The 24374-nt window shown below is 66.9% G+C and carries 21 protein-coding genes; 13 read left to right on the forward strand and 8 right to left on the reverse strand.

What is annotated here, in order from left to right:
- The first annotated feature begins 18 nt into the window (after positions 1-18).
- The 4 genes from rpsD to truA all read left to right on the forward strand — a co-directional run bounded on the left by rpsD (position 19) and on the right by truA (position 3325).
- Positions 19-627: a 30S ribosomal protein S4 gene (rpsD, locus tag JAV51_RS11385; protein WP_197320660.1), complete on the forward strand. Its 609-nt coding sequence runs from the start codon at positions 19-21 to the stop codon at positions 625-627.
- A gap of 115 nt (positions 628-742) precedes the next feature.
- A complete protein-coding gene (locus JAV51_RS11390) occupies positions 743-1819 on the forward strand; it encodes a DNA-directed RNA polymerase subunit alpha (RefSeq protein WP_197320661.1) in 1077 nt (358 codons plus the stop codon).
- A gap of 37 nt (positions 1820-1856) precedes the next feature.
- Positions 1857-2402 carry a 50S ribosomal protein L17 gene (gene rplQ / locus JAV51_RS11395; RefSeq protein ID WP_197320662.1) on the forward strand — a complete coding sequence of 182 codons (546 nt, stop codon included), beginning with the start codon at positions 1857-1859 and terminating at the stop codon, positions 2400-2402.
- A complete protein-coding gene (gene truA, locus JAV51_RS11400) occupies positions 2399-3325 on the forward strand; it encodes a tRNA pseudouridine(38-40) synthase TruA (protein ID WP_197320771.1) in 927 nt (308 codons plus the stop codon). The genes rplQ and truA overlap by 4 nt, the downstream gene beginning before the upstream one ends.
- Here the strand turns inward: truA and JAV51_RS11405 are convergent.
- The 3 genes from JAV51_RS11405 to eccE all read right to left on the reverse strand — a co-directional run bounded on the left by JAV51_RS11405 (position 3235) and on the right by eccE (position 6288).
- Positions 3235-4200, reverse strand: a complete 966-nt coding sequence (locus JAV51_RS11405; protein ID WP_197320663.1) for an endonuclease domain-containing protein — start codon at positions 4198-4200, stop codon at positions 3235-3237. The genes truA and JAV51_RS11405 overlap by 91 nt on opposite strands.
- Positions 4201-4378: 178 nt before the next feature.
- On the reverse strand, positions 4379-5101 hold the full coding sequence (locus JAV51_RS11410) for a hypothetical protein (RefSeq protein ID WP_197320664.1): 723 nt from the start codon (positions 5099-5101) through the stop codon (positions 4379-4381).
- The gene (gene eccE, locus JAV51_RS11415) at positions 5098-6288 is read right to left on the reverse strand and encodes a type VII secretion protein EccE (RefSeq protein WP_197320772.1); all 1191 of its coding nucleotides are present in this window, start codon (positions 6286-6288) and stop codon (positions 5098-5100) included. The genes JAV51_RS11410 and eccE overlap by 4 nt, the downstream gene beginning before the upstream one ends.
- A 646-nt stretch (positions 6289-6934) precedes the next feature.
- Between eccE and eccB the strand changes: the two genes are divergently transcribed.
- On the forward strand, positions 6935-8563 hold the full coding sequence (eccB, locus tag JAV51_RS11420) for a type VII secretion protein EccB (protein ID WP_197320665.1): 1629 nt from the start codon (positions 6935-6937) through the stop codon (positions 8561-8563).
- Positions 8564-8828: 265 nt separating this feature from the next.
- Here the strand turns inward: eccB and JAV51_RS11425 are convergent, their stop codons facing one another.
- From JAV51_RS11425 to eccD, 3 genes are all read right to left on the reverse strand, one after another.
- Positions 8829-9218 carry a hypothetical protein gene (locus tag JAV51_RS11425; RefSeq protein ID WP_197320666.1) on the reverse strand — a complete coding sequence of 130 codons (390 nt, stop codon included), beginning with the start codon at positions 9216-9218 and terminating at the stop codon, positions 8829-8831.
- 354 nt (positions 9219-9572) lie between these two features.
- Entirely contained in the window at positions 9573-11075 is a 1503-nt protein-coding gene (gene mycP, locus JAV51_RS11430; RefSeq protein ID WP_231641896.1) for a type VII secretion-associated serine protease mycosin, read from the reverse strand.
- Between the two features lie 56 nt (positions 11076-11131).
- Entirely contained in the window at positions 11132-12526 is a 1395-nt protein-coding gene (gene eccD, locus JAV51_RS11435) for a type VII secretion integral membrane protein EccD (RefSeq protein ID WP_197320668.1), read from the reverse strand.
- A gap of 223 nt (positions 12527-12749) precedes the next feature.
- Here eccD and eccCa point away from each other — a divergent pair, with 223 nt between their 5' ends.
- The 4 genes from eccCa (at position 12750) to JAV51_RS11455 (ending at position 19707) form a co-directional block, all read left to right on the forward strand.
- Positions 12750-16760, forward strand: coding sequence for a type VII secretion protein EccCa (gene eccCa / locus JAV51_RS11440; RefSeq protein ID WP_197320669.1), 4011 nt, complete (start codon positions 12750-12752; stop codon positions 16758-16760).
- Positions 16761-16883: 123 nt separating this feature from the next.
- Entirely contained in the window at positions 16884-18854 is a 1971-nt protein-coding gene (locus JAV51_RS11445) for a type VII secretion-associated protein (protein WP_197320670.1), read from the forward strand.
- A gap of 200 nt (positions 18855-19054) precedes the next feature.
- Entirely contained in the window at positions 19055-19372 is a 318-nt protein-coding gene (locus JAV51_RS11450; RefSeq protein ID WP_197320671.1) for a WXG100 family type VII secretion target, read from the forward strand.
- A 47-nt stretch (positions 19373-19419) separates the two neighbouring features.
- Positions 19420-19707 (forward strand): WXG100 family type VII secretion target, encoded by a 288-nt coding sequence (locus JAV51_RS11455; protein WP_197320672.1) that lies wholly within the window; start codon positions 19420-19422, stop codon positions 19705-19707.
- A gap of 97 nt (positions 19708-19804) precedes the next feature.
- On the opposite strand, the gene JAV51_RS11460 is transcribed toward JAV51_RS11455, so the two are convergent.
- Both JAV51_RS11460 and JAV51_RS11465 read right to left on the reverse strand, forming a co-directional pair.
- Positions 19805-20308, reverse strand: a complete 504-nt coding sequence (locus JAV51_RS11460; RefSeq protein WP_197320673.1) for a DUF4333 domain-containing protein — start codon at positions 20306-20308, stop codon at positions 19805-19807.
- Between the two features lie 39 nt (positions 20309-20347).
- Positions 20348-21235 carry a hypothetical protein gene (locus JAV51_RS11465; RefSeq protein ID WP_197320674.1) on the reverse strand — a complete coding sequence of 296 codons (888 nt, stop codon included), beginning with the start codon at positions 21233-21235 and terminating at the stop codon, positions 20348-20350.
- Positions 21236-21421: 186 nt separating this feature from the next.
- Here JAV51_RS11465 and rplM point away from each other — a divergent pair, with 186 nt between their 5' ends.
- The 4 genes from rplM to JAV51_RS11485 all read left to right on the forward strand — a co-directional run bounded on the left by rplM (position 21422) and on the right by JAV51_RS11485 (position 24372).
- Entirely contained in the window at positions 21422-21874 is a 453-nt protein-coding gene (gene rplM, locus JAV51_RS11470) for a 50S ribosomal protein L13 (protein ID WP_197320675.1), read from the forward strand.
- A gap of 14 nt (positions 21875-21888) precedes the next feature.
- Positions 21889-22359: a 30S ribosomal protein S9 gene (gene rpsI, locus JAV51_RS11475; RefSeq protein WP_197320676.1), complete on the forward strand. Its 471-nt coding sequence runs from the start codon at positions 21889-21891 to the stop codon at positions 22357-22359.
- Positions 22360-22601: 242 nt separating this feature from the next.
- Positions 22602-23936, forward strand: coding sequence for a phosphoglucosamine mutase (gene glmM, locus JAV51_RS11480; protein ID WP_197320677.1), 1335 nt, complete (start codon positions 22602-22604; stop codon positions 23934-23936).
- Between the two features lie 130 nt (positions 23937-24066).
- The gene (locus JAV51_RS11485) at positions 24067-24372 is read left to right on the forward strand and encodes a hypothetical protein (protein WP_197320678.1); all 306 of its coding nucleotides are present in this window, start codon (positions 24067-24069) and stop codon (positions 24370-24372) included.
- The last annotated feature ends 2 nt before the right edge of the window (positions 24373-24374 follow it).

The raw sequence follows: 24374 nt of genomic DNA on the forward strand, positions 1-24374 counted from the left end.
GGGGAGGAGTAAGAACTAATGGCTCGATACACCGGCCCCGCGACTCGTATCTCGCGTCGGCTCAAGGTTGACCTCGTCGGCAACGACAAGGCTTTCGAACGTCGCCCCTACCCGCCCGGCCAGCACGGCCGTGGCCGGATCAAGGAGAGCGAGTACCTGCTCCAGCTGCAGGAGAAGCAGAAGGCTCGCCACACCTACGGCATCCTCGAGCGCCAGTTCCGGCGCTACTACGAGGAAGCTGCGCGGCGCACCGGCAAGACCGGTGAGAACCTGCTGCAGCTGCTCGAGTCGCGGCTCGACAACGTGGTGTACCGCGCCGGGCTCGCCCGGACGCGTCGCCAGGCCCGTCAGCTGGTCAGCCACGGTCACTTCCTCGTCAACGGCGAGAAGGTGAACATCCCGAGCTACCGCGTGTCGAAGTTCGACATCATCGACGTGCGTCCGAAGTCGCTGAAGACGCTGCCGTTTGTCGCTGCCAAGGAGGCGCTGGGCGAGCGGCCCGTGCCGGCCTGGCTGCAGGTCGTGCCCTCGAACCTCCGGGTTCTCGTGCACCAGCTCCCGGAGCGGGCCCAGATCGAGGTCCCGATCCAGGAACAGCTGATCGTCGAGTACTACTCGAAGAAGTGAGCCCGTGCCCGGCTGCGGCCGGGCACGGACCGGCGGCGGCGCCCCGAGTGCGCCGCCGCTACGCCACACCTCTCGGCGTCATATGGCGGGCGCCGGCAGGAAAGGAAGAGAAACAGTGCTGATTTCCCAGCGGCCGACCCTCAGCGAGGAGACGGTCAACGAGACGCGCTCTCGGTTCACCATCGAGCCGCTCGAGCCCGGCTTCGGCTACACCTTGGGCAACTCGCTTCGGCGGACCCTGCTGTCGTCGATCCCGGGTGCTGCGGTCACGAGCATCCGCATCGACGGTGTGCTGCACGAGTTCACCACCGTTCCCGGGGTGAAGGAAGACGTCACCGAGATCATCCTGAACCTCAAGGAGCTCGTGGTGTCCTCCGAGGAGGACGAGCCCGTCACGATGTACCTGCGTAAGCAGGGGCCGGGTGAGGTCACCGCGGCCGACATCGTTCCGCCGTCCGGTGTGACCGTGCACAACCCGGATCTGCACATCGCGTCCCTGAACGCGAAGGGCAAGCTCGAGATCGAGCTGGTCGTCGAGCGCGGCCGTGGGTACGTCCCCGCGCTGCAGAACAAGCAGGCCGGTGCGGAGATCGGTCGTATCCCGATCGACTCGATCTACTCGCCGGTGCTCAAGGTGACTTACAAGGTCGAGGCCACGCGTGTCGAGCAGCGCACCGACTTCGATAAGCTCGTGCTCGACGTCGAGACCAAGCCCTCGATCACCCCGAGGGACGCCGTCGCGTCGGCGGGCAAGACGCTGGTCGAGCTGTTCGGCCTCGCTCGCGAGCTGAACGTCGACGCCGAGGGCATCGAGATCGGTCCGTCGCCGCAGGAGGCGGACACCATCGCGGCCTACGCGATGCCGATCGAGGACCTCGACCTGACGGTGCGGTCGTACAACTGCCTGAAGCGCGAGGGGATTCACACCGTTGGCGAGCTGGTTTCGCGCAGCGAGGCGGACCTGCTCGACATCCGGAACTTCGGTGCCAAGTCGATCGACGAGGTCAAGATGAAGCTCGTCGGCCTCGGCCTCACGCTGAAGGACAGCCCGCCCGGATTCGACCCCACGGCTGCCGCGTCGACCTACGAGGGCGGCACTGCCGAGACCTGGGGCGCGGAGCCGGCGTCGCCGGGCCTTCCGGACACTGGCCACGACGACGGCCAGGACTACGCAGAGACGGAGCAGCTGTAAGTAACCTTGCGGCTGCGCAGCTGAACGAGGAGAACCGATGCCCACCCCGACCAAGGGACCCCGTCTCGGCGGATCGCCCGCGCACGAGCGGTTGATGTTGGCAAACCTGGCGACGTCGTTGTTCGAGCACGGCAAGATCACGACGACCGAGGCCAAGGCCAAGCGCGTGCGTCCGCTCGCCGAAAAGCTGATCACCAAGGCCAAGAAGGGTGATCTGCACAACCGGCGTCAGCTCATGCGGGTGATCCGCAACAAGGACGTCGTGCACAAGCTGATCGCTGAGATCGGCCCCTTCTTCGTCGACCGCAACGGCGGTTACGTCCGCATCACCAAGACGCTGCCGCGGAAGGGCGACAACGCCCAGATGGCGGTCATCGAACTGGTGTCGGAGAAGACCGTGACGGCGGAGGCCGAGGCGGCCAAGAAGACGAAGTTCGCCAAGGACGCCGAGGCCGAGGCGCCGAAGGCGGACGCGAGCAAGGCGGCCGCCGCCGACGACCAGGACGCCGAGGCGCCCGAGTCGGCGACCAAGGACGCCACGGACGAGCCCGCCGAGGGCGCGGACAAGAAGGACGAGTCCTGACAGAGACGAGTTCTCACAGCGAGCCCGCCGTTCCCACCGGGGAGGGCGGGCTCGCTCGTCTGCGCATTGACCTGAGCTACGACGGCACGGACTTCTCCGGCTGGGCGAAACAACCAGGCCGCCGCACAGTCCAAGGCGTCCTGGAGGACGCGCTGCGAAAGCAGCCCCCGGGGGCGTCTTTTGCGGGCTCAGTGGTGGTCGCAGGCCGTACGGACGCGGGAGTCCACGCGGCCGGTCAGGTCGTCCATGCGGACGTGACGCGTTTCGCGGGCGAAACGCGCGGACGCGGGTTGCCCGTGGCACCTGACGGTCTCCCGGATTTGGATCGTGTCCGTCACCGGCTCAACCGCATTCTGCCCGCTGATGTTCGTGTGCTGCGTGTGTCGCGCGCGCCCGAGGGTTTCGACGCCCGCTTTTCGGCCGCGAAACGTCACTACCGGTACCAGGTGTCCGATGCGCCTTGGGGCGTCAGTCCGCTTCGACGCCGGGACACGGTGGGGTGGCCTCGTGCGCTCGACGTCGACGCGATGAACGAGGCAGCAGTTCAACTACTCGGGTTGCACGATTTCGCCGCCTTCTGCAAGAAGCGCGAGGGTGCTACGACCATCCGGGAGCTCCTCGAGTTGTCCTGGGAGCGCGTCGGTGACTACGAGCTTCATCTCTCGGTGTCCGCCGACGCCTTCTGCCACTCCATGGTCCGAAGCCTGGTCGGTGCGCTCCTCTGGGTCGGGGACGGACGGCGTCCTGTCGCGTGGCCGGCCGAACTCTTGAAGGGCAAGGAACGCAGTAGCGTGGTCGCGCCTGCGCACGGTCTGACTTTGGTCAAGGTCGATTATCCGCCGGACGACCAGCTCGCGGAGCGGGCCGAGAAGACGAGAGATCTGCGGGACTGGGCGGACGTCGACCGAGCCGCCCGAGACTGAGCCTGTCGAACCTCGTCCAGGATCTTGCGGTAGTCGCCCTGGAGCTTTTCTGCGGTGATGACTACGAAGGTCCAGCCTTCCGCCATCAGGCGTTTCCTGCGTGCTTTGTCGCGCCGAACATGCCGACGTTTGCGGTGCCAGCGTCCGTCGTATTCGATGGCAGTCTTCGTGTTCTTGAGTGCGAGGTCGAGACGTGCCACTTCCCGGCCGTTTTTGACGACCGAGTGTTGAGGAACGACGCGGAAACCTCCCGTCTGCAGCACCACGCGGAGTTCCGACTCTGGGAGTGATTCCGCTCGCGGATCGACCATCGACAGTGCTGCTCGCGCGAGCCTGATGCCGCGGTTTCGGAGGCCTCGCCATGAACGTCGCAGCTGCCGCACCGTGACCAGGCCGGAACGGATGAAGGCGTCCAAGTCAGGCACTGCGATACGCAGTCGGCGAACCCAACTGTAGTTGCGCGGGGACAACCGTAGCGCCAGGTCGAGCGCGGTCCTTCCGGGTTTGGCAATGCGTATGCCGTTCCATGGACGCGATTCCTTGAAGCTCACTGCGGTGCGGCGAACTCTGATACCCGCCACCGGGCCGAAGCGGTGCTGCTCAGGAACGACGATCTCGACGGGATCGTACGGTTTGGCCAACGTGACGCCGAGGATGGTGGCCGCCGACCGGCCGGTCACCACCGCTTCAGCCGGAACGATCAGCGCTGCGCCGCGACACCGGAGTTCGTGCGTGACAGGGAGATGCGCCGGGGCGTAGACGTCCTGGAAGAGGCGCCGGAACCGCGGTCCGCGGAGCTGGGCTGCCGTGACATAGCCATGCTTGCGAGCGGCAGAGCCCCGGAAGACGTCGTGGATGTTGACGGAGGAGGGCATGACAGCAGAGTTGCGTGCCCTGCCGACCACGCATACTGGACCAGACGAGTTGTCCACAGCAGGGGACACACGCACCCAGTTGTCCACAGGACTGCGTCCTCGGGGCCGTAGTCCAGGAAAGACCAAGGGGGCGCGTTTAGCCCGCTAAACGCGCCCCCTTGGCGAACCTCGGGGCTCTTTAGTCTCCTCGGCGGATCGGGCCAAGGATCTGTTGTTCCTTCGCCGTCGTGACGAGGCGCAGGGGACGCCACAGGTTTCGGCCGAGCGCGACCACCTGGTCGTCCTTCAACGTCGTCAACTGGCGCATCATCTGAGGCGGCAGACGCCAGATCCGAGCCGCCAGCTCCGCCTGGCCGGCCGGGAGACGCTGCATCAAGACCAGGTCGGCGGCGTTCGCCAACGCGCCCGCCTGCGGGTGCAGGTACGGCAGGACGTACACGGTCGTCTGCCAGGCCGACCTTGGCGGGAACAGATCCTGCGGCGTCGGGCCGCCGTCATGGACGACGAGCAGCGGCGCGTCCTCGGACGGACGCGGAAGCTCCACGGGCGAGAGCCGGCGAATCTGAACGAGCTGCGAAGGCTGACCGTTCGGCTGTTGCCCGGCCGCGTTCGACAGCACGTGCCAAGCCGTCGGTCGACCCGTCGCGATGACCACCCACGCACCCACCGCCATGGCCCGCATGGCGACCTGTCGCGACAGGTACAGGCCACCGACGAGCACGATCCTGGTCGGCGCCGCCCTCAGCGCGGACACCGTCAGCGGTTCGCCCTGCAGGCCCGACCCGAGGACGATCCCGCCACGATCGCCGGACGGGCTCACCGCGTCGAGCAGCGCCGGATCGACCACGAACTCCGGCGACACACCGATCGCCTTGTTGGCGTCGTGCACGCGCGCACTCATGCGGTGCCTCCCATCGGCAGGGTGGCGGCGAAACCGGCCGCCTGACGTCCACGGAGCGGAGTCAACGTCACGCCGACCCGCTCGGACAGAGCGTTCAGCCGTTGGTCACTCGCATCGAGCTCCCGCGGGTTCCGCGCGCTCACACGCACGACACCCCGCAGACCGATGCGGTTCTCCTCGTCGGACGGCGAGATCGACATCGTGACGGTGGAGGACAACGCGCGGACGCTCGTCAGCGCGTTCAGGTTCGTCGTGATCTTGCCCTTGGGCCAACCCGTGATGGCGTAGCTGGCGTGGCCGATGCCGGCAGCCGTCACACTCGTCCACCGTTCCTGCAGGCGCACCTTCGTGTTCGAGCCGGCGACACCCGTCAGTTCGGCGGCAGAAATTCCGGCGCGCAACAGCTCGTCCGGGCTCAGCGGGCGGGTCGGCACACCGTGCGACTCCAACGCGTTGCGAACGCGCGACAGCGCCCCGATCAGAGCCCTGTGCGCACCCACGACGCCGCCACCACGTTCCCGTACGGCCGTGGGGCAGCGTTTCGGGTCGAGCCGGACCGACACCCACGTGGTCCGGCGAGCGGCCGCGGGAAGCGGCCCCAGGACCTCCATATAGGACGCCAGTGCCGGCGAGTCGGCGGGCAGAGCCGCGCTCCCGGGATAGCAGTGCCACGTGATCTGAATGGAGTCGAGCACCACGCCGCGGTCTTCCAGACAGGGCGCGAGCGACGACAGGGGCAGACTCGGCGCGCCGCCCGCCTGAGTGATCAAGGCCGGAGTGGGTTCGACCAGCAGGACGGCGGTCCAGGTGCCGTCGTGGTAGGCGAATCCGACCTCCTGATGCTCGTGGTCGCGTCCCTGCGCGACGACAAGGTCGGGCACCGCGAGGCGCAGGAGATTGACCCGAGCGTCGTCAGGCCCGATGACCTTGTCCTCGTCCTCGGCGGCGAGCGCCTCGACGCTGGTCGGCTCCGGAGGCACGGCCACCCGTTCATGCGAACGGAACGTGTACTGGGCGGTCAGTCCGGCCCACTGCGTGAACCACTGGCCACCCCACCGCAGGAACGCCAGGATGAGCAGCACCCCCGCGACGCCCATCGCGACGTAGACCAGCGACTGGTTGATGGCGATGAGGATCAGCCCGATTGCGAGACCGATCTCGAGCAGCACGAGGTTCGCGACCGGGATCGGACCGAAGTTCGCGCCGAAGAGGCGGCGCCGCGCGGGAGGTGCGACCTTCGGTGCCGGCGGCTCGGGAGGCCGCGGAGCACCACCGGAGTCGCCCGGACTTCCGGATCCGCCGGGTCCACCTGGACCGCCGGGTCCGCCCGGGCCCCCAGGTCCCCCGGGGCCTCCTGGTCCTCCGGGGCCTCCTGGTCCTCCGGGCCCGCCGGGTCCACCTGGACCGCCGGGTCCGCCCGGTCCTCCAGGACCTCCGGCGGGACCGTTCGGCCCTCGCACACCGCCAGGAGCCTGTGGACCGCGAGGACGGCCGGTACCACCCGGACCACCGGGAGGTACCGGTGGCGCGCCCTGCGGTGCCCTCGGCCCCGCACCCCTACCGGGGGCTCCCGGTGCCATGGGGCGCCCCGGTCGCTGTGGTGGACCCGCTGGTCGCCCCGCGGAGGGTGGAGGCCCCTGCGGTGGGCCCGGCGGACGTGGAGGAGTGCTGACGGACATCCGCTCGATCTCTTCCCCTTGTGCCTGCAACTGAGCTGACAGCCGATCCCGGCGAGTCGCACACTAACCGGAGTTGGTAGAAACCAACACCGAACGGTCCCCGTACGGCTATCCTGCGGAACCGTACCGCGAGTGGGAGAGCTGTAGGTCAAGAATGCCGTCAACACCGACAACAAAGTCGCAAGTCCAGGCCTACCAATTCGTGCTGCGTCGCATGCAGTCCGCCTTGGTTCGCAAGGACGCCGTGATGCTGCACGACCCGATGCGCACACACTCGCGTGCCACCATCGTGGGTGTCGTGCTGAGCTGCCTCGGGATGCTCGCCTTCATCATCATCGGTTTCTTCAAGCCGGACCCGAAGGCGCCCGATTCCGGCATCGTCATCGGCGAACAGTCCGGGACCGTGTACGTGGTCGCCGGTGAACCGAAGAAGTTGATCCCGACGTTCAACCTCGCCTCGGCGCGTCTGATTCTCATGGCGCAGAACCAGGGGGACGAGCAGGGCAACGCGCAGGGCGGCGGCGCCGTTCAAGCCGTCCAGCCCGAGGTGGTGTCCGACGAACACCTCAAGGACATTCCGAAGGGTCGATTGCAGGGCATTCCGGACGGTCCGGACCTGTTGCCGTCGGAAAGTCAGTTGATCTCCACGAACTGGGGCGTCTGCGACCAGATCAAGGTGGATTCCTCGCTCAACGAGCAGGTCGCGAGAGACCAGGCCATCACGGAGACCACGGTCATCGCCGGGCGCAAGGTTTCCGAGATGGGGACCGAACTCGCTGAGAACCAGGCCCTGTTGGTGAAGGCCGACGACGAGAAGCACTACCTCGTCTACCGGCAGAAGACCGACGCCAACAAGCTGAACGCCAACACGGTCCGGGCCGAGATCGATGTGAGCAGGAGCGAGGTCACCGCAGCCCTGCGCATCGACGAGAACGACGAGCGGGCGCGGCGAATCTCGACCGGTCTGTTGAACGCCATCCCCTCGGTGGGCAGCCTGGAGGCACCCACGATCCCGTACGCGGGAGAGCAGCCCAGCTTCAACGCCAACGGGCTCACGGTGGGCTCCGTCTTCAAGACGCAGCTGACCGAGCGCACCGACTCCTATGTCGTGCTGCGGGACGGCGTCCAGCGCATCTCCCCGGCCGTGGCGGACATGATCCTGTACAGCGGTGGCAACAACGGGAGCTCGGCGGAGTCGATCTCGCCGGACATGGTCCAGGCCATGCCGCACATCAACCGCGGCGATGCTGGTTACCTCCGGGACGTCGACCACTTCCCTGACACGATGCCCACGGTGCTCGACCAGCTCCAGCACCCGGTTGCCTGCCTGGGTTGGGACATCCGCGGTGAAGGGGAGCAGCGTGACGCCTTCACCTCGGTGTACATCTCGAGCGTGCTGCCGGTTCCTGGCGGGAAGGAAGGCAACCCCCAGGTCGTGAAGATCGCGACGCCGTCGCCTGACGGTCTGAAGATCGACAACTTCTACATGCAGCCCGGGTTCGCCGCTGCGGTCCAGACCGCGACGACGAAGGACACCTTCCACCGCGGCAGCATCCAGCTCATCTCCGACCGGGGTGTGCGCTACGGAGTACCCAACAAGGAGATCGCGCAGGGCCTTGGGCTGACGAAGCTCGAACCCGCGCCTGACGCGATCATCAAGCTACTGCCGGCAGGTCCGTCGCTGAACCCGCAGGATGCTCAGCGGACGTACGACACGGTGCCTGTCGACGAGCAGTCTGTTCCCGTGATCCAGCCTGAGGGGCAGGCAGAAGCGGGCAACTGAGCGACGACTGCACTTATCATGGCCGGGTGGTGGACGAAGGTCCACCACCCGGCCTGTGTCGTTGCCGTGCTGGCAATATGCCGAACTCGGGAATGCATCACGGGCCGCTGAAACCGTAGTAGGAATGCATATCGTGTCGGCTGGTCAGGCGGGGGAACCAAGGTTGTTGACGTCTGACGAAATGCTACGTTGCTAGCGGCGTTCATCAGGTCGATCGTGTCGGTGTTCGGCGCACGAATCTGCGCCGAACACCGACACCTCAATCTCAGTGACAGGGGTCGCTGTGTCGACCTTCCTTGACGTTGCCAGTCGAACTGGTCACTTCTACGTAGTAGTTACCCGGAAGCGTGGTGCACGACGCCGAAATCGTTTCGCTGAAATTGGTTCCCGACTTCGTAATGCTCGCGAGCATGTCGTCCGGCCACCAGGGAATTTCTTCATAGAGGCTGATCTTCAGGGTTGCGGTGTTGCTGCAGCCAGATCGGCCACCTGTGCCGGTCAGGAGGTTGTTCTTGACCGAGACGCCGCTCGCGTTGAGAACACATGCCTGGGTTGTGACGTCCCCGCTTGCCCAAGCTGGTGAAGCCACAACGCCGATCCCGCCCGCTACAGCTGCGGTCAGAATCGCTGCGGGTAGAGCTTGCTTTGCTCGCACGGGTCCTCCTTCAGTAATTTGTCAGTGAGAGATCGATTGATGGAAATGCGTGCGATCAACCTCTCGGATTGTGTACCGCTTCTAGACCGTACGGTGTTCGGCGGATCTTGATCGGAGGTTTCCTCCCGGGTAGATGAAGCTCACATAGTTGAAATGACGCGATGCGTTCCGAAGGGTTGTTCTGGCATGGGTGTCGTCCGTGGGGCGAGGCGTCGGAGCATCGGTCGATCGTTGCCTGTGAATAGATGCGTCTATCCGGGCAACCGGACCTTTTCACTCCGCGCATTTAGCCCGCTAAACGCGGTCTGGTTGGCACGACGTTCAGCGGGCTAAGTGCGGGGCCTGGATCCGCTATCAGGGGCGGGCTGGTTTTTCGGCGTCCTTGCGGTTGCGGCGGATGGTGTGGACCACGAACAGGGTGATGCCCAAGGCGGCGAGCGCGCCGCCGGAGCCCGCCAGTGCGACGACCATCGGCGTCCAGTTGCGGTTGGCCGGGGGTGGCATGTCCGACGGGAGGCTGATTGCTTCCGCCGGAGGCATATTCTCCTCGGCAGGCACCGTGGCCGTCAGCGCGGCCATGGGGTCGATCACGCCGTAGCCGATGAAGTTGTCACGGCCGCCCTCCGCCGCTGGATGCTGCGCCGTGAACTTGATCCGGTGCATCACCTGGTGGGCATCGAGGTGCGGGTACTTCGCCCTGACCAGAGCTGCCAGGCCCGCGACGTACGGCGCCGCGAAACTGGTGCCCTTGATCTCCTGCGCTTCACCGCCGTCGATCATCATGTTCGCCAGGCCGTCCGAGCCGGCCGCGGGGTCCAGCGAGATGATGCCCGTGCCGGGCGCGGCGACACTGACCCACGGTCCGTGCATGCTGAAGTCCGCCACGGAACCGGTGTCGTCGATGGCAGCCACCGAGAGGACGTCGTCGGCGAACCAAGGCGGCGTCACGATCGTCGTCGGGTTCTCCGCCAACGCCTGGCTGTTCTGCTCGCAGTTCGTGTTGTCGGACGCGTTCCCCGCCGCCGACACGATCACTGCGTCCTTGGTGTTCACCGCGTAGTCGATGGCGGCCTGGAGCCTTACTTCATCCGGTGTAATTTGGCCACCGCTGGGACGGCAGTTGTTGATCGAGATGTTGATGACCTGGGCGCCTCGGTCGGCCGCGTGCACGATGGCCTTGGCGAGCGTGGAGAGTGTTCCCGCGCCTCCGCCATCCTGCGTTCGGCTGTCCTGAGAGGGCCCAGTGGTCGGCGCACCTCCGACGGCCGCGCCACCATCGTCGACCGAGTAGTTCTGGCTGGACTGCCGGATCGAAAGGATCTTGGCGTCGGGCGCGACACCGATGAACCCGATGTGGTCAGGAGTGTCCGCGGCGATGATGCCCGCGACCTCGGTACCGTGGCCGTCGCAGTCCTCGAGCCCCTTGCTGTCGCGCTTGACGTAGTCGGCGACACCCTCGACGTCGTGCTTGAAGTAGGTGTGGTTGCGCACTCCGGTGTCGATCACGGCGACCTTCACGGGCTCGCCGTTGTCGCTGCGAAGGCCGATGCCGCCCGTGGTGGAGCGCATGAGCGAGTGCACTTCGTCGATGCGCAGGTAGCGCTGACCCCACGGGGCGTTCTGGATCTCGTCCTTGTATCGCAGGTCCTGCTCGACGCATCCAGTGGTCTGCTTGTACCTCTTGTCCGGCTGACCGTCGGCCGAGGGACGCTTGCTCTTGTCCACCGGCGGCGGCGTGGCGTGGTTCCCGCTGTCGCCGGAATCGGGCGTCTCCTGTGCGAACGCCGGCACCGGTGCCAGTGCCGACCCGGCGACACCGATGGCGGCGGCGAGCGCCAACGCCCTGCTCTGTTTCATCGTCCGGGCCGAACGCACGCGAACCCCCCTGGAAGTCGTGGCGCGAGTGGAGTGGGTCACCCGATGTCGAGGTGGCGCAGCGTGGAGTAGAGCCCCATCACCGCGAGAGCCAGCGGAAGCACCGACGCGATGCACGCCGCCTCGAAGATCTCCACCGCACGCCGCATCGGCGGGGTGAAGCGCTGGTTCGGGAAAACGACACCCAGCACGAGCGCGGCGGCCGCGAGCACGATGATGGTGCCGAACACCCACAGCAGGCGGCCTTCGGCGTCCTCCGTCCACATCCAGCCGAGGACGATGCCCGCGGCGGAGATCATGCCGGTGGTGAGCAGCGCGACGGCCTGGCTGCCGTTGGCGTAGGTGCGGGCGCGCAGCAGCAGCACGAGCGTGGCGATGACCGCGGTCAGGACGCCCCAGATGTCTCCCGACGTCGCGGTGAGCATCGAGGCGATGGCGGTGACCGAACCACTGCCGATGAGCAGGCCGGTCATGTAGTTGTGCGCGGCGCTCGTCTTGCGCTCGATGGAGGAGTAGTCGGGGTAGCCCGTGTCCTCCTTGAGCTCCTCGGCGGTGTTCGGAATGTGGGGCAGCGGCAGCTTGGCGAGCCAGATGGTGGCCCTCGGCAGCATCGAGATGCCCGCGAGCGCGGCGGCGGCGGTGCCGGCCGCGATACCGGGGGTCGGGTGGGCGATCAGCGTGGCGACGAGGAAGGCGAGGACCCCGAACACGCCTGCCGTCGCCGCGGCGATGAACACGGTGAGACCGGTGCCCATCAGCACGATGCAGGCGGCGGCGACGACCACGACCAGGGCACTGGCCAACAGGAGGTTCGCTCTGACCGTCACGTCGGGGACGATGTAGAAGCCGCTGACGAACGCGAGTGGCAGTCCGCCGGCCGCGGCGATGACGACCCCTGTCGACTGCGCGTCGTACGCCTTCACGAGCGTGGCGCCCACGGCCACGCAGGCGATCGCGGCGACACCTCCGGTGATCGCGATGGCCAGTCCATTACCGCCGTAGAGCGGGCCCGCGAAGAACAACGCGAGTGCGGCACTCAGCAGAGCGATCGCGCCGGCAACGTGTCCGATCCGCTGCGCGGTTTCCTTGGTCCACGGACGGAAACTGTCGGGTTCCGCTTCGGCGATCGCGTCGACGACGTCGTCGTAGAGCGGTGGCGGTGGATTTTCGTTCCGCTTGCGAAGTTGGAGCAGTTCGCCGTCGACGATGCCGAGCGAGGCGAGCGTGCGGCTCGGGTCGAGGGGAGCGTCGCCCAATTTCGCGAGTGCCCACCCACCGTGACGGGCGCCGCCGTCGGGGCTGACCTCTTTTGCCATCTCCAGCAACATGGGCATGAGGTCGGCCACCGCCACGTCGGCAGGAAGCGCGACATCGATGCGGGTTCGCGGTGCGACCACCGTGACCCTGCTGAATACTGTCGTGCCCGTTGCCACCTTTTCGCCCCCTACCTGGAGATTTCGCCGCAGGGTGTTTATACCGCGTCGCGGAAACAACCCGCCTGCGGGCCGGTAACCTTCCCGAACCAGCCCCATGGTGTCCTGATGCCGCCCTAGTATTAACGCACCCGGGCCACGTGTGGGGGCAGTTCCGGCGAAAGTGCCGGTGCGTGCTTTCCTCACGGGCCGTCAGTCGCCGAGTCGAAGAGGGGTCCTTTCGGTGAGCACGCTGCAGTTCAAGCGGTCGCCAAGGCTGGCTGCGCCCCGTCCACCGGGTGGCGAGGTGCACCTCGAGCCGCCACCCGAGGTCCCGAGGACGATCCCCGGCAACATCATCATGAAGTTGATGCCGGTGGTCATGATCGTGGCCATGCTCGGCATGGTCGTCTTCATGTTCACCGCGAGTGAGCGGACACCGAGCCCGTTCATGCTGATGATGCCGCTGATGATGATGATGTCGATGGTCGGCATGTTCGCCGGCGGCGGCAAGGGCGGTCAGCAGAAGAAGGCCGAGATGAACGAGGACCGCAAGGACTATCTGCGGTACCTCGGGCAGATGCGGGATCGCGCCCGCGAAGCGATGATCGATCAGCGGGCGTCGCTGGAATGGGTCCATCCGGATCCGGACACGCTGTGGTCGATGGCGTCCACCCGGCGCATGTGGGAACGGCGTCAGAGCGACCAGGACTTCCTGCACCTCCGCGTGGGACGCAGCTCGCACCGGCTCGCCACCCGCCTCGTGCCTCCGCAGACCGGTCCCGTCGACGAACTCGAACCGATCGCGACGCTCGCGCTGCGGCGGTTCGTCCGTGCCCACTCGATCGTGCCGGACCTGCCGACGCAGATCACGCTGCGCGGATTCGCGGCCGTCGCGATGCAGGGCGACAAGTCGCTGACGCGGGGACTGACACGGGCCATGCTCGCCCAGCTCGTCACGTTCCACAGTCCCGACGACGTCCTCATCGCCATCGCGACCACCGGTCGGGCCAAGGAGGAGTGGGAGTGGGCCAAGTGGCTGCCCCACGTCCAGCACCCGAGCCTGTCCGACGGCATCGGTCAGCTGCGCATGATGACCGGTTCGCTCGCGCAGGTCGAGCACTGGCTCGACGAGGAGCTGCGTGATCGGCAGCGGTTCTCCCGCAACGCCACGCCCGCGCCCGACCAGCCGCACATCGTCATCGTGCTCGACGACGCGGAGGTCACCGGTGAGGAGCAGATCCTCCTGGAAGAGGGGCTCGTCGGCGTCACCCTCATCGACCTGTCCGACTCGATCGGCAACCTCGCCGCCCGTCGCGGTCTTCGCCTCGTGGTGGAGGAGGAGCGTCTCGGCGCCCGCAGCGCCGGCGGTGTCGAGTGGTTCGGTCGTCCGGACACCCTGAGCCTGGTCGAGGTCGAGGCGCTCGCGCGCAAGCTCTCGCCGTACCGCATGAGCACCGGTGCCGCGGAGGACAGCGAGGAACAGCCGCTGCTGTCCAACCCCTCGCTGCTCGAGCTGCTGGGCATCCCCGGCGACCCGATGACGTTCGACGTGCAGCAGGCGTGGCGGCCGAGGCCGATCCGCGACCGCTACCGCGTCCCCTTCGGCGTCGGCGAGTACGGCCAGCCGGTCGAGCTGGACATCAAGGAAGCGGCCATGGAGGGCATGGGCCCCCACGGTCTGTGCATCGGTGCGACGGGTTCCGGTAAGTCAGAGTTCCTCCGCACCCTCGTGCTCGGCATGTTGGCGACCCACTCCTCGACGACGTTGAACTTCGTGCTCGTCGACTTCAAGGGTGGTGCGACCTTCCTCGGTCTGGACAAGGCGCCGCACGTCTCCGCGGTCATCACGAACCTCGCGGACGAGGTCACGCTGGTCGACCGTATGAAGGATGCGCTCGCCGGCGAGATGAACCGCCGCCAGGAAGCGCTGAAGAACGGCGGCAACTTCAAGAACGTGTGGGAGTACGAGAAGGCGCGCGAGAACGGCGCCGACCTCGACCCGCTGCCCGCGTTGTTCATCGTGGTCGACGAGTTCTCCGAGCTGTTGTCCGCGAAGCCCGACTTCATCGACCTGTTCGTCGCGATCGGTCGTCTGGGCCGGTCGCTGCAGATGCACATGCTCCTCGCCTCGCAGCGTCTCGAGGAAGGAAAGCTGCGTGGTCTGGACTCGCACCTCTCGTACCGCATCGGTCTGAAGACCTTCTCGGCTGCGGAGTCGCGAGCCGCGATCGGTGTGCCGGACGCGTTCGAACTGCCGTCGGTGCCCGGTGGTGGGTACCTGAAGTACGACACCTCCACGCTCGTCCGGTTCAAGGCGTCGTACGTGTCGGGGCCCTACCGGCCCGCGGGTATCAAGACCGCCGCTCCGGGTGCGAAGGTCGTGCGCGCGGACAAGCGACCGCAGCTGTTCGTGCCCGACTTCGTCGAGCTGCCGAAGGAGCCGGAGCCCGAGCCCGAGCCCGTCGAGCAGCCGCAGCAGCAACAGTCCGAGGAAGCTGTCGAACCGAGCGAGCTCGACGTCATCGTCAGCAGGCTCGTCGGCCAGGGGCCGCCTGCCCACGAGGTGTGGTTGCCGCCGTTGAAGGAGCCGAACTCGCTGGACACGTTGTTGCCGAACCTCAATCCCACGGAGGATCGTGGGTTGTCGCCGGTGGGGTTCTTCGGCAATGGTCGGTTGCAGGTGCCGTTGGGGATCGTCGACCGGCCGTATGAGCAGCGTCGTGACCCGTTGTGGGCGGACTTCTCGGGTGGTGCCGGTCATGGTGTCGTCGTGGGTGGTCCGCAGTCGGGCAAGTCGACGATGCTGCGTACGTTGATCATGTCGATGGCGTTGACGCACACGCCGGAGGAAGCGCAGTTCTACTGCATCGACCTCGGTGGTGGGACGCTGGCCGCGTTGGACGGTCTGCCGCACGTGGGTGGTGTGGCTGTCGCGCGGCGTGAGCCGGACAAGGCGCGTCGTATCGTTGCGGAGCTGACGACGCTGGTCAACGAGCGGGAGGCGCGCTTCGGGGCGCTGGGTGTCGACTCGATGAACGATTTCCGGAACCGGAAGCGTCGTGGTGACATCACCGCCGAGCAGGATCCGTTCGGGGATGCGTTCCTCATCGTCGACGGGTGGCGTGCCCTGCGTGACGATTTCGACGAGCTGGAGCCGCAGATCACCAAGCTGGCGGTTCAGGGTCTGACCTACGGTGTGCACGTCATCATCGCGTCCAACCGGTGGGCTGACATCCGTCCCGCGATCAAGGACATGCTGGGCACGCGGTTCGAGCTGCGGCTCGGTGATCCAAGTGAGTCGGATATCGACCGCCGGGTGGCGGTCAATGTTCCTGCTGGTCGTCCGGGTCGCGGGCTCACGCGGGACAAGCTGCACTTCCTCAGTGGTTTGCCGAGGATCGATGGTTCCAGCAACGACGCCGACCTCGGTGACGGTGTGACGGACGCGGTGAAGAAGATCTCGGCGGCGTGGAAGGGTCGGCATGCGCCGCAGGTGCGGTTGCTGCCCGACGTCATGCCGTACGAGGAGCTGCTGCTCCAGGACAAGCACAAGGACAGCAAGCTCATCCCGATCGGTGTCGACGAGGACGAGCTCGCCCCGATGTATCTCGACTTCAATGCTGATCCGCACTTCCTGGCCTACGCCGACGGCGAGTCGGGGAAGACGAACCTGTTGCGGCAGATCGTGCGTGGCATCACCGACCGGTACACCAAGAAGGAAGCGCTCATCATTCTGGTGGACTACCGGCGTACGATGCTGGGCTTCGTCGACGGCGACCAGTTGCTCGGTTACGCGGTGTCGGCCAACCAGTTGGACGGCATGATGAAGGAGGTCGCGCAGTCGATGGCCAAGCGGCTGCCCGGCCCGGACGTGACTCCGCAGCAGTTGAAGGACCGGTCGTGGTGGACGGGGCCGGAGCTGTTCGTGGTGGTCGACGACTACGACCTCGTCGCGACTTCCACCAACAACCCGTTGCGACCGTTGGCCGAGTACCTGCCCCAGGCCAAGGACGTGGGCCTGCACGTCGTCGTCGCCCGCCGTACCGGTGGTGCCGCACGCACCGGTATGGACCCGATCATCGGCAAGCTCAAGGAACTCGCCATGCCGGGTCTGGTCATGAACGGGTCCAAGGACGAAGGCCAGTTGCTCGGCAACGTCAAGGCCGGACCCATGCCGCCGGGACGTGGCTACTTCGTCAGCCGGAAGGTGGGCAAGAAGCTCATGCAGGTGTCGTGGATCGCGCCAGAATGACGAAGGTGACGTACGGTCGTCGCGTCCGGCGGCCGTACGTCACCACGTTGTCCTGACACGACTCTCGACGAACGGGCTTCGGACAACGACGATGAGGTAGGAACCAGGGAGGCGGGAGCGGTTGTGACGCTGCGGGTGGCGGTGGACTTCGGGACATCGAGCACCTGTGTCGTCGCCTCCGTCAACGGGCGCGAACCTCAGGTCGTGGTCATCGACGGCCAGCCGATCATGCCGTCGGCCGTGTACGCGGCTCAGGACGGCACGCTCTTCGTCGGTCAGGAGGCCGAGCGACAGGCCGCGGTCGACCCCTCGCGGTTCGAACCACATCCGAAACGGCGGATCGACGAGGGCGAGCTGCTGCTCGGGGACACGGTGCTGAGCGTCGTCGACGTCGTCCACGCCGTGTTGCGGCGTGCGGTGTCGGAAGCGCGCCGTATCGCGGGCAATGCCGAAGTGTCGTTGTTGGTGCTCACGCACCCTGCCGAGTGGGGTGCGCTGCGCACGCGACTGCTGCGCCAGGCCGCAGGGAGGCTGGCGCACGAGGTGGCCCTCGTTCCCGAGCCGGTGGCGGCGGCGGTGTTCCACGCGTCGACCTTCGCGCCGACGGAGGTGAACCAGGAACGGACCGTCGAGTTCAGCGGCCGACCCGGTGACACCACGGCGGTGCTCGACCTGGGTGGCGGGACGATCGACGTCAGCGTGGTGCGCCGAGCGCAGTCGAACGGGCAGAACCACTTCGAGGTGCTGGCCACCCGTGGCGACCCGGGATTCGGTGGCGCGGACATCGACCAGGCGCTGCTCGAACACGTGGGGTCTCTCGTCTCGAAGGCCGACGTCGACGCCTGGGAGCAGCTCGTCCAAGGACGGGAACTGGCGGACCGACGACGTCGACGCGTGCTGCGACAGGACGTGCGCGGGGCGAAGGAGACGTTGTCCAGGCACGCGTACACCGACGTGCCGATGCCGCCGCCGTTCGCCGACGCGCACGTGACGCGCGAGGACTTGGAACGGCTCGTGCGGACGCCCCTGGGACGCGCCGCCGAGCTGACCAAGGCGACGATCGAGGAAGCAGGTCTGCGTCCTCAGCAATTGACGGCGATCTTCCTCGTCGGAGGTTCGAGCCGGATCCCGATGGTGTCGAGGCTCGTGCACGAGCGAACGGGAGTGGTCCCGACCACGCTGGACCAACCCGAGACCGTCGTGGCACGGGGTGCCCTGCGCGCGGTGCAGGTGTTGCCCGATCGCACGGGTGTGTTGCCGGGCACCACGTCCGCCCGCGCAGCAGGAGGGCACCTGGGGGGAGATCATCGCACCGAGGTCGTCGCGAAGCCCGGTACACCGCCGCGTGCCTCGGTTCCGCAGCGTCCCGGTCCGGTGATGGCATTGCAGGGACCACGCGGTGGGGCAGCTCCGTTCGCCTCGCCTGGTGTCGCCACGCCTCGACCGCCGACGATGTCCGCGCCGTTCGGGCCGCCTTCGCCACCGCGAGGGCAGACTCTTCCCGCGCATTTCCAGGAGCGGGCTTCCGGGACGCCATCCGGTTCGCCGCGTCGCCGTCGCGTCGTCGTCGCGGCGATCGTGACGGCGGTGGCTCTCGTCGCCGCGGCTGTCGCGTTGACGTTGGCGGTCACCGAGGGCGGCGACGAGGGGACCGTCGAAGGGCGCACGTACGCCCAGTACTCCTACAAGTTCGTCGCCCCGGCGGACTGGACGCAGACCGACGACAACGTGGAGGCCCGGCAGGTCGTCGTGAAGCCGCAGGAAGCCCAGGACACGGCCGACGACGACCTCGTCGTGGTGCAGGAGATCGTGCTGCCGTACGACGGGGAGGCCCAACGACCGCGTTTAGCCCGCGAACTGCGTGAGTTGACCAGCGCGGCTCCCGACGTCTACTCCGACTTCGCGGAGCACTACGAGTACGCGGGGCGCGACGTCATCCACTACGAGGAGAGCAAGCCTGCCGCCACGGTGCAGTGGTACGTCCTTGCGCGCGGTACCGCTCAAGTGAGCATCGGCTGCCAGGAGGCGCAGGCTCCAACGCGTGTGCGAACCGCCTGCGAGCAGATCGTTCGCACCCTCGAATTCACCAACTGACGGCCCCCTACCACCGCGTTTCGCAGGCGAAACGCGGTGAGCCGGCCCCCACCACGGCACCGGTTCCAGGCCATCGCATTCACGCTCGCAACTACTTGACCACTTTGGGCGACAACGCGGAACCGGACGTGGCACTGTCTCCGTCGTAGAGCCAGTACCAACGAAGTACGGCACCCACGAGCGAAGGGGGTAACACCCAAATGGCAGGCGGTTTTACCGGGACACCGGAGCAGTTCCAGCAGGCGTACCAGGACGTCGACCAGATCAAGGCGTCGATGGACCAGAACCTCAACCAGCTGCGCAACAACATCGAGGCGACGCAGGCCGGCTGGCAGGGCGAGGCGGCGAAGGCCTTCCAGAACGTGATGGCCGCCTTCGACGAGAAGACCCGCAAGCTGAACGAGGCGCTCGGCAACATCGGTGAGCTGCTCCAGCAGTCCGGTGTCAAGTACCAGCAGGCGGAAGAGGAGCAGAACGCCGCCATCAGCAACATCGGCAACGCCCTCGGCGGCCTCTGATCCGACACAGCTCGCCATTCACAAGCTTTCACTGAACGGGAGGAACCATGCCGAACGGCATCGTTGTTGATTACGCCACCATCCACACCGCTGCTGAGGACTGCCAGCGCACCGGTTCGGAGCTGGACGCGCTGTTCGAGGACCTCAAGGCTCGCCTCGCCCCGCTGGTCGACTCCTGGAGCGGTGAGGCCATGGAGGCCTGGCAGCACTGCCAGAACGAGTGGAACCAGTCGCTCGACGAGATGAAGCAGGTCCTGGCCCAGATCGCCACCGCCCTGCCGCAGATCGCCGACGGCTACCAGGCCACCGACAAGGGCATCCAGGGGATGTTCTGATTCGGCTCCACGAGGAACCGGGCTCCGCGACAGCGGGCCCGGTTCTTTCGTTTGCGAACCATTTCGGACAGTCGGCGCGCCGTCCGATGTGGAACGATCAGTGCGGGGCGCCGACCTCGTACTGGGGCTTGTCGTTGAGGACACGGATGCTGACGGTCTTCGGTTTCCCCGCCACGTCGACCGTGCAGTCGAAGGTGTGCCCGGCGGTGATCTGCTGATCCTCGGGGCAGTTGACGTTGCCGACGCTCTGCTCGCCGTAGCTGTCCCGCAGCACGGTGGCGATCCCGTCTCGGAGCGCTTCCGAGTCGAGCACGTCCTTGGTGAAGGCGCCGCTGAACCAGGCGACCGCGCCACCGCCTGCGAGCAGGACGAGCGCGACGGCACCGACGATCCACGGTGTGCGCGACTTCTTGCCGTCGGAGCCAAGCGGTTCGGTGTCGAATGCGCCGAAGCCGCCGTAGGAGGAGGAGAAGGAACCCCCGAACGTCGATGGCTGCGGGGTCTGCCCCTGGTAGGGCGGGGCGCTCGGCTGGGGGATCGGTCCGCTGGGCGGCCCTTGCTGACCTTCGGGCTGCCACCACTGGGGTCCCGGCTGTGTCATCGGCATTCCTCGTGTGTTCGTCCGGACCTGCAGGACAGCTCATTCACGGCTGCTGGTGATCGCCGCCATCGCGTCGTAGAAGTCGTCGATCTCCTTGTCGGTGGTGAGCGCGGTCACCTCGTCGGGATCGGGTACGCGCGGGACGTCGTGTTCGGTCGGCGGCTCCAGCACTTCGTAGAGCTGTTTGATCTCGACCTCGCTACCGCCGCCGGACAACAGGGCTTCCATCCCGATCTCCTTCAGCTCGCCCTCCGGGTCGAGCAGGATGCGCGTCTCGATCGTCTCCCCGAGCAGCGAGTCGGGGATCTCCTCCAGCAGCCAGTCGGGGAGCACGACAATGCGCTCCTCCAGGAAGATGCGCAGTGGCATGCCGATGGTGAGTTCGGTACTTCCGTCGGCGAGGCTCTTGGCGGTCTTGTCGACCTGGTTGTTCTCCATGGACCGGTTGACGGCGTGGAAGATCTTGCAGACCGTCAGGTAGCCGCCCCAGAAGCAGATGTCGAGCCCCCGTCCCCGGTACGGCATCGACACCCACGGCGTCGGCGCGAGCGAGGCGTAGTCGGGCCCGAGCAGCGTGTACTCGACGTCACTGCCCGCGGGCAGGAGGTAGTCGCGGTAGTCGGCGGAGTCGCGGTTGGAGTGGTTCTTGTAGAAGCGCGTGGGAGGGCTGCCGACCTGGATGGCGGTGACCGTCATGTCGCTCTTCAGCTCGCCGACGCGCATGAACGACTGCAGGCGACTCTTGCGGGGTTCGTTCTCCCCGAGATCGTCGGCGAGACGGTCGAGGTTGGCCGAGAACTTCGTCCCGACGTACTTCGCGACGTCGTCGCCGTTGGGGATCGGCTCGCCCACGCGGCCCGTGGTGCAGCCCGCCGCCAGCAGGAGGACGGCACCCAGTGCCACGACTTTGCGCAGGCCTTGTTTCATCGTCCGTCCCCCTGGGGTGTCATGTCGCGCGCGCTGGCGGAAAGACTAGTATGTCGGAGGGCGCGGACCCCCCGGGTTCACCTCGTTCTCAGTGACCGGGTATCTTCACTTGTTGTTGTGCGCGCCCGAGCAGCACGCGCCAAGCCGCATTGACCCAGAAGCAACAGTTGACGACGAGGTAGACCCTTGCCCACGTACAGCCCTAAGCCCGGCGATGTCACTCGTGCCTGGCACGTGATCGACGCCGAGGATGTCGTGCTCGGCCGGCTGGCGACCGAGGTCGCTACGCTGCTGCGCGGCAAGCACAAGCCCACCTACGCCCCGCACGTGGACACCGGTGACTTCGTCATCATCGTCAATGCTGACAAGGTGGCGCTCACCGGCAACAAGCGCGAGCAGAAGTTCGCGTACCGCCACAGCGGTTACCCCGGTGGCCTGAGCAAGCGCTCGTTCGGCGAGCTGCTCGACACCCGCCCCGAGCGACTGGTCGAGAAGGTCGTGAAGGGGATGCTGCCCAAGAACAAGCTGGGCCGTGCCCAGGCGAAGAAGCTCAAGGTCTACGCCGGGCCGGAGCACCCTCACGCCGCGCAGAAGCCCCAGCCGCACGAGATCACCAAGATCGCTCAGGTGACCCAGTGAGTGAGGAACAGTCTGTGACCAGCACCGAGACCGAGACCGCCGTCGACGCGGTCGTGACCAGCGAGACGCCCGCCGCCCCGAAGCCGTCTCGGGCTGCCGGTGGCACCGCGCAGACGGTCGGCCGTCGCAAGGAGGCGGTCGTTCGGGTGCGTCTGGTGCCCGGTAGCGGCCAGTTCAAGCTCAACGGCAAGAGCCTTGAGCAGTACTTCCCGAACAAGGTCCACCAGCAGCTGATCCGTGAGCCGCTGGTCACCGTCGAGAAGCCGGACTCGTTCGACATCCACGCCAACCTGACCGGCGGTGGGATCTCGGGCCAGGCCGGTGCGCTGCGGCTCGCCATCGCTCGTGCGCTGGCCGAGATCGACAGTGACGACCGTCCGGCTCTGAAGAAGGCCGGCTTCCTCACCCGTGACGCCCGCGCCACCGAGCGCAAGAAGTACGGTCTGAAGAAGGCCCGCAAGGCGCCGCAGTACAGCAAGCGCTGATCCGCAGTTTTGTGCCCAAGCGCCCATCCGCACGTCGGGTGGGCGCTTGGGCTTTTTCCAGGGCCGGTGTGCCACGGCTGTGGTGGGTCCCCGTGACGACGATGGTCGCCCCTGTCGCCCCAACCGCGTTCAGCCCGCGGAACGCGGTCGAGTGGTTCATGGGGAGACGGGCGCGCATCGTGGAATCGCTAGGTTGTTGAAGTCGGTTCGCACGTGCTCGCGATGACGGAGGTCGACGAATAATGGCTCGCCTTTTCGGCACTGACGGGGTTCGCGGCCTCGCCAACGACGAGCTCACCCCGGAGTTGGCGCTGGCGGTGGCCGCCAGCGCGGCGCGGGTGCTGGCAGCCCACGACCGCTCGCACCGGCCGGTGGCCGTCGTCGGGCGGGACCCGAGGGCGAGCGGCGAGATGCTGGAGGCCGCCGTCGTCGCGGGCCTGGCGTCGGCCGGTGCGGACGTGTTGAAGCTCGGGGTGCTGCCCACGCCTGCGGTGGCTCATCTCGTCACCGAGCTGTCCGCCGACCTCGGGGTCATGATCTCGGCGTCCCACAACCCGATGCCCGACAACGGCATCAAGTTGTTCGGTGATGGCGGGCACAAGCTTCCGGACGGTATCGAGGACGAGATCCAGCACCGCCTGAACGCGTCCGGCCCTCGGCCGACCGGGGCGCAGATCGGGCGTGTCACGGAGGTCACCGACGCCGTCGACCGGTACGTCGCGCACCTGCTCGAAACCACGACGACGTCGCTGGCCGGACTTCGTATCGTGGTGGACTGCGCCAACGGGGCGGCCTCCGTCGCCGCGCCGGACGCGTACCGGAAGGCGGGGGCGGAGGTCATCGCCCTGCACTCGGAGCCGGACGGCGTGAACATCAACGACAGGTGCGGATCGACGCATCCCGAGACACTGGCCGCGGCGGTGGTGGAGCACGGCGCGGACCTCGGTATCGCGCACGACGGGGACGCCGACCGCTGTCTCGCCGTCGACGCCGACGGTCAGCTCGTCGACGGCGACCAGATCATGGCCGTGCTCGCGGTCGGTATGGCCGAGTCGGGTGAGCTGGCCGACGACACCTTAGTGGCCACGGTGATGAGCAATTTGGGGCTTCACCTGGCGATGAAGGAGCGCGGCATCGCCGTCCGCACCACGGCCGTGGGTGATCGCTACGTGCTCGAGGAACTGCGTGCGGGCGGGTACTCGCTCGGCGGGGAACAGTCAGGGCACGTGGTGCTGCCGGGTCATGCGACCACGGGGGACGGTCTGCTCACCGCTCTGCAGCTGATGAACCGTGTCGCGGTCACCGGCACGCCGTTGCGCGAGCTGGCCGCGGTGATGCGCAGGCTTCCGCAGGTGCTCGTCAACGTGCCGGTCACGGACAAGACCACCGTCGCCGACGCGCCGGAGGTGCGGGACGCCGTCGCGGCGGTCGAGGCCGAGCTGGGAGGCGAGGGCAGGGTGCTGCTGCGCCCGTCCGGCACCGAACAGTTGGTGCGGGTCATGGTCGAGGCACCCGACGCCGACACCGCCCAGACCGCTGCCGACCGGCTGGCGGGCGTGGTCGCGTCGGTGGGTTGACGACGACGTCGTTTTGGTGAAAGCGACAATCTGCCCCGCGAACCACCGGTCACTAGGTAACCTCTTCGAGTGACTGCGTTCGGCAGCGCAGTCACAGGCAAGTCTTCGAGAGAGCGCGCGAGGGGGCGTTGTGGCGGGCGGTCAGACCGTCGATCCCGGGAAACTGGATGCGACGGGTACGGCGTACGGACAGATCGGTGAAGAGCTGGTCGACGAGGCGGGCCGCATCGAAACGGGGGTGTCGAGCGCGCAGTTCGGCAGAGCGTGGACCCACGCCGCGTCCCACTACGCCGATGCGATCGAGTTGTACAAGGAACGCGTGAAGCATCACGGGGAGAAAGTCGCGGACTTCGGTGATCGCCTGTCGAAGGCGGCGAAGTCCTACGAGGATGGCGAAGCTGTCAGCACCGACATGATCGCCTCGAAGCAGGTGTAAAC

The organism is Saccharomonospora sp. NB11 (assembly GCF_015910535.1).
GTDB lineage: Bacteria > Actinomycetota > Actinomycetes > Mycobacteriales > Pseudonocardiaceae > Saccharomonospora.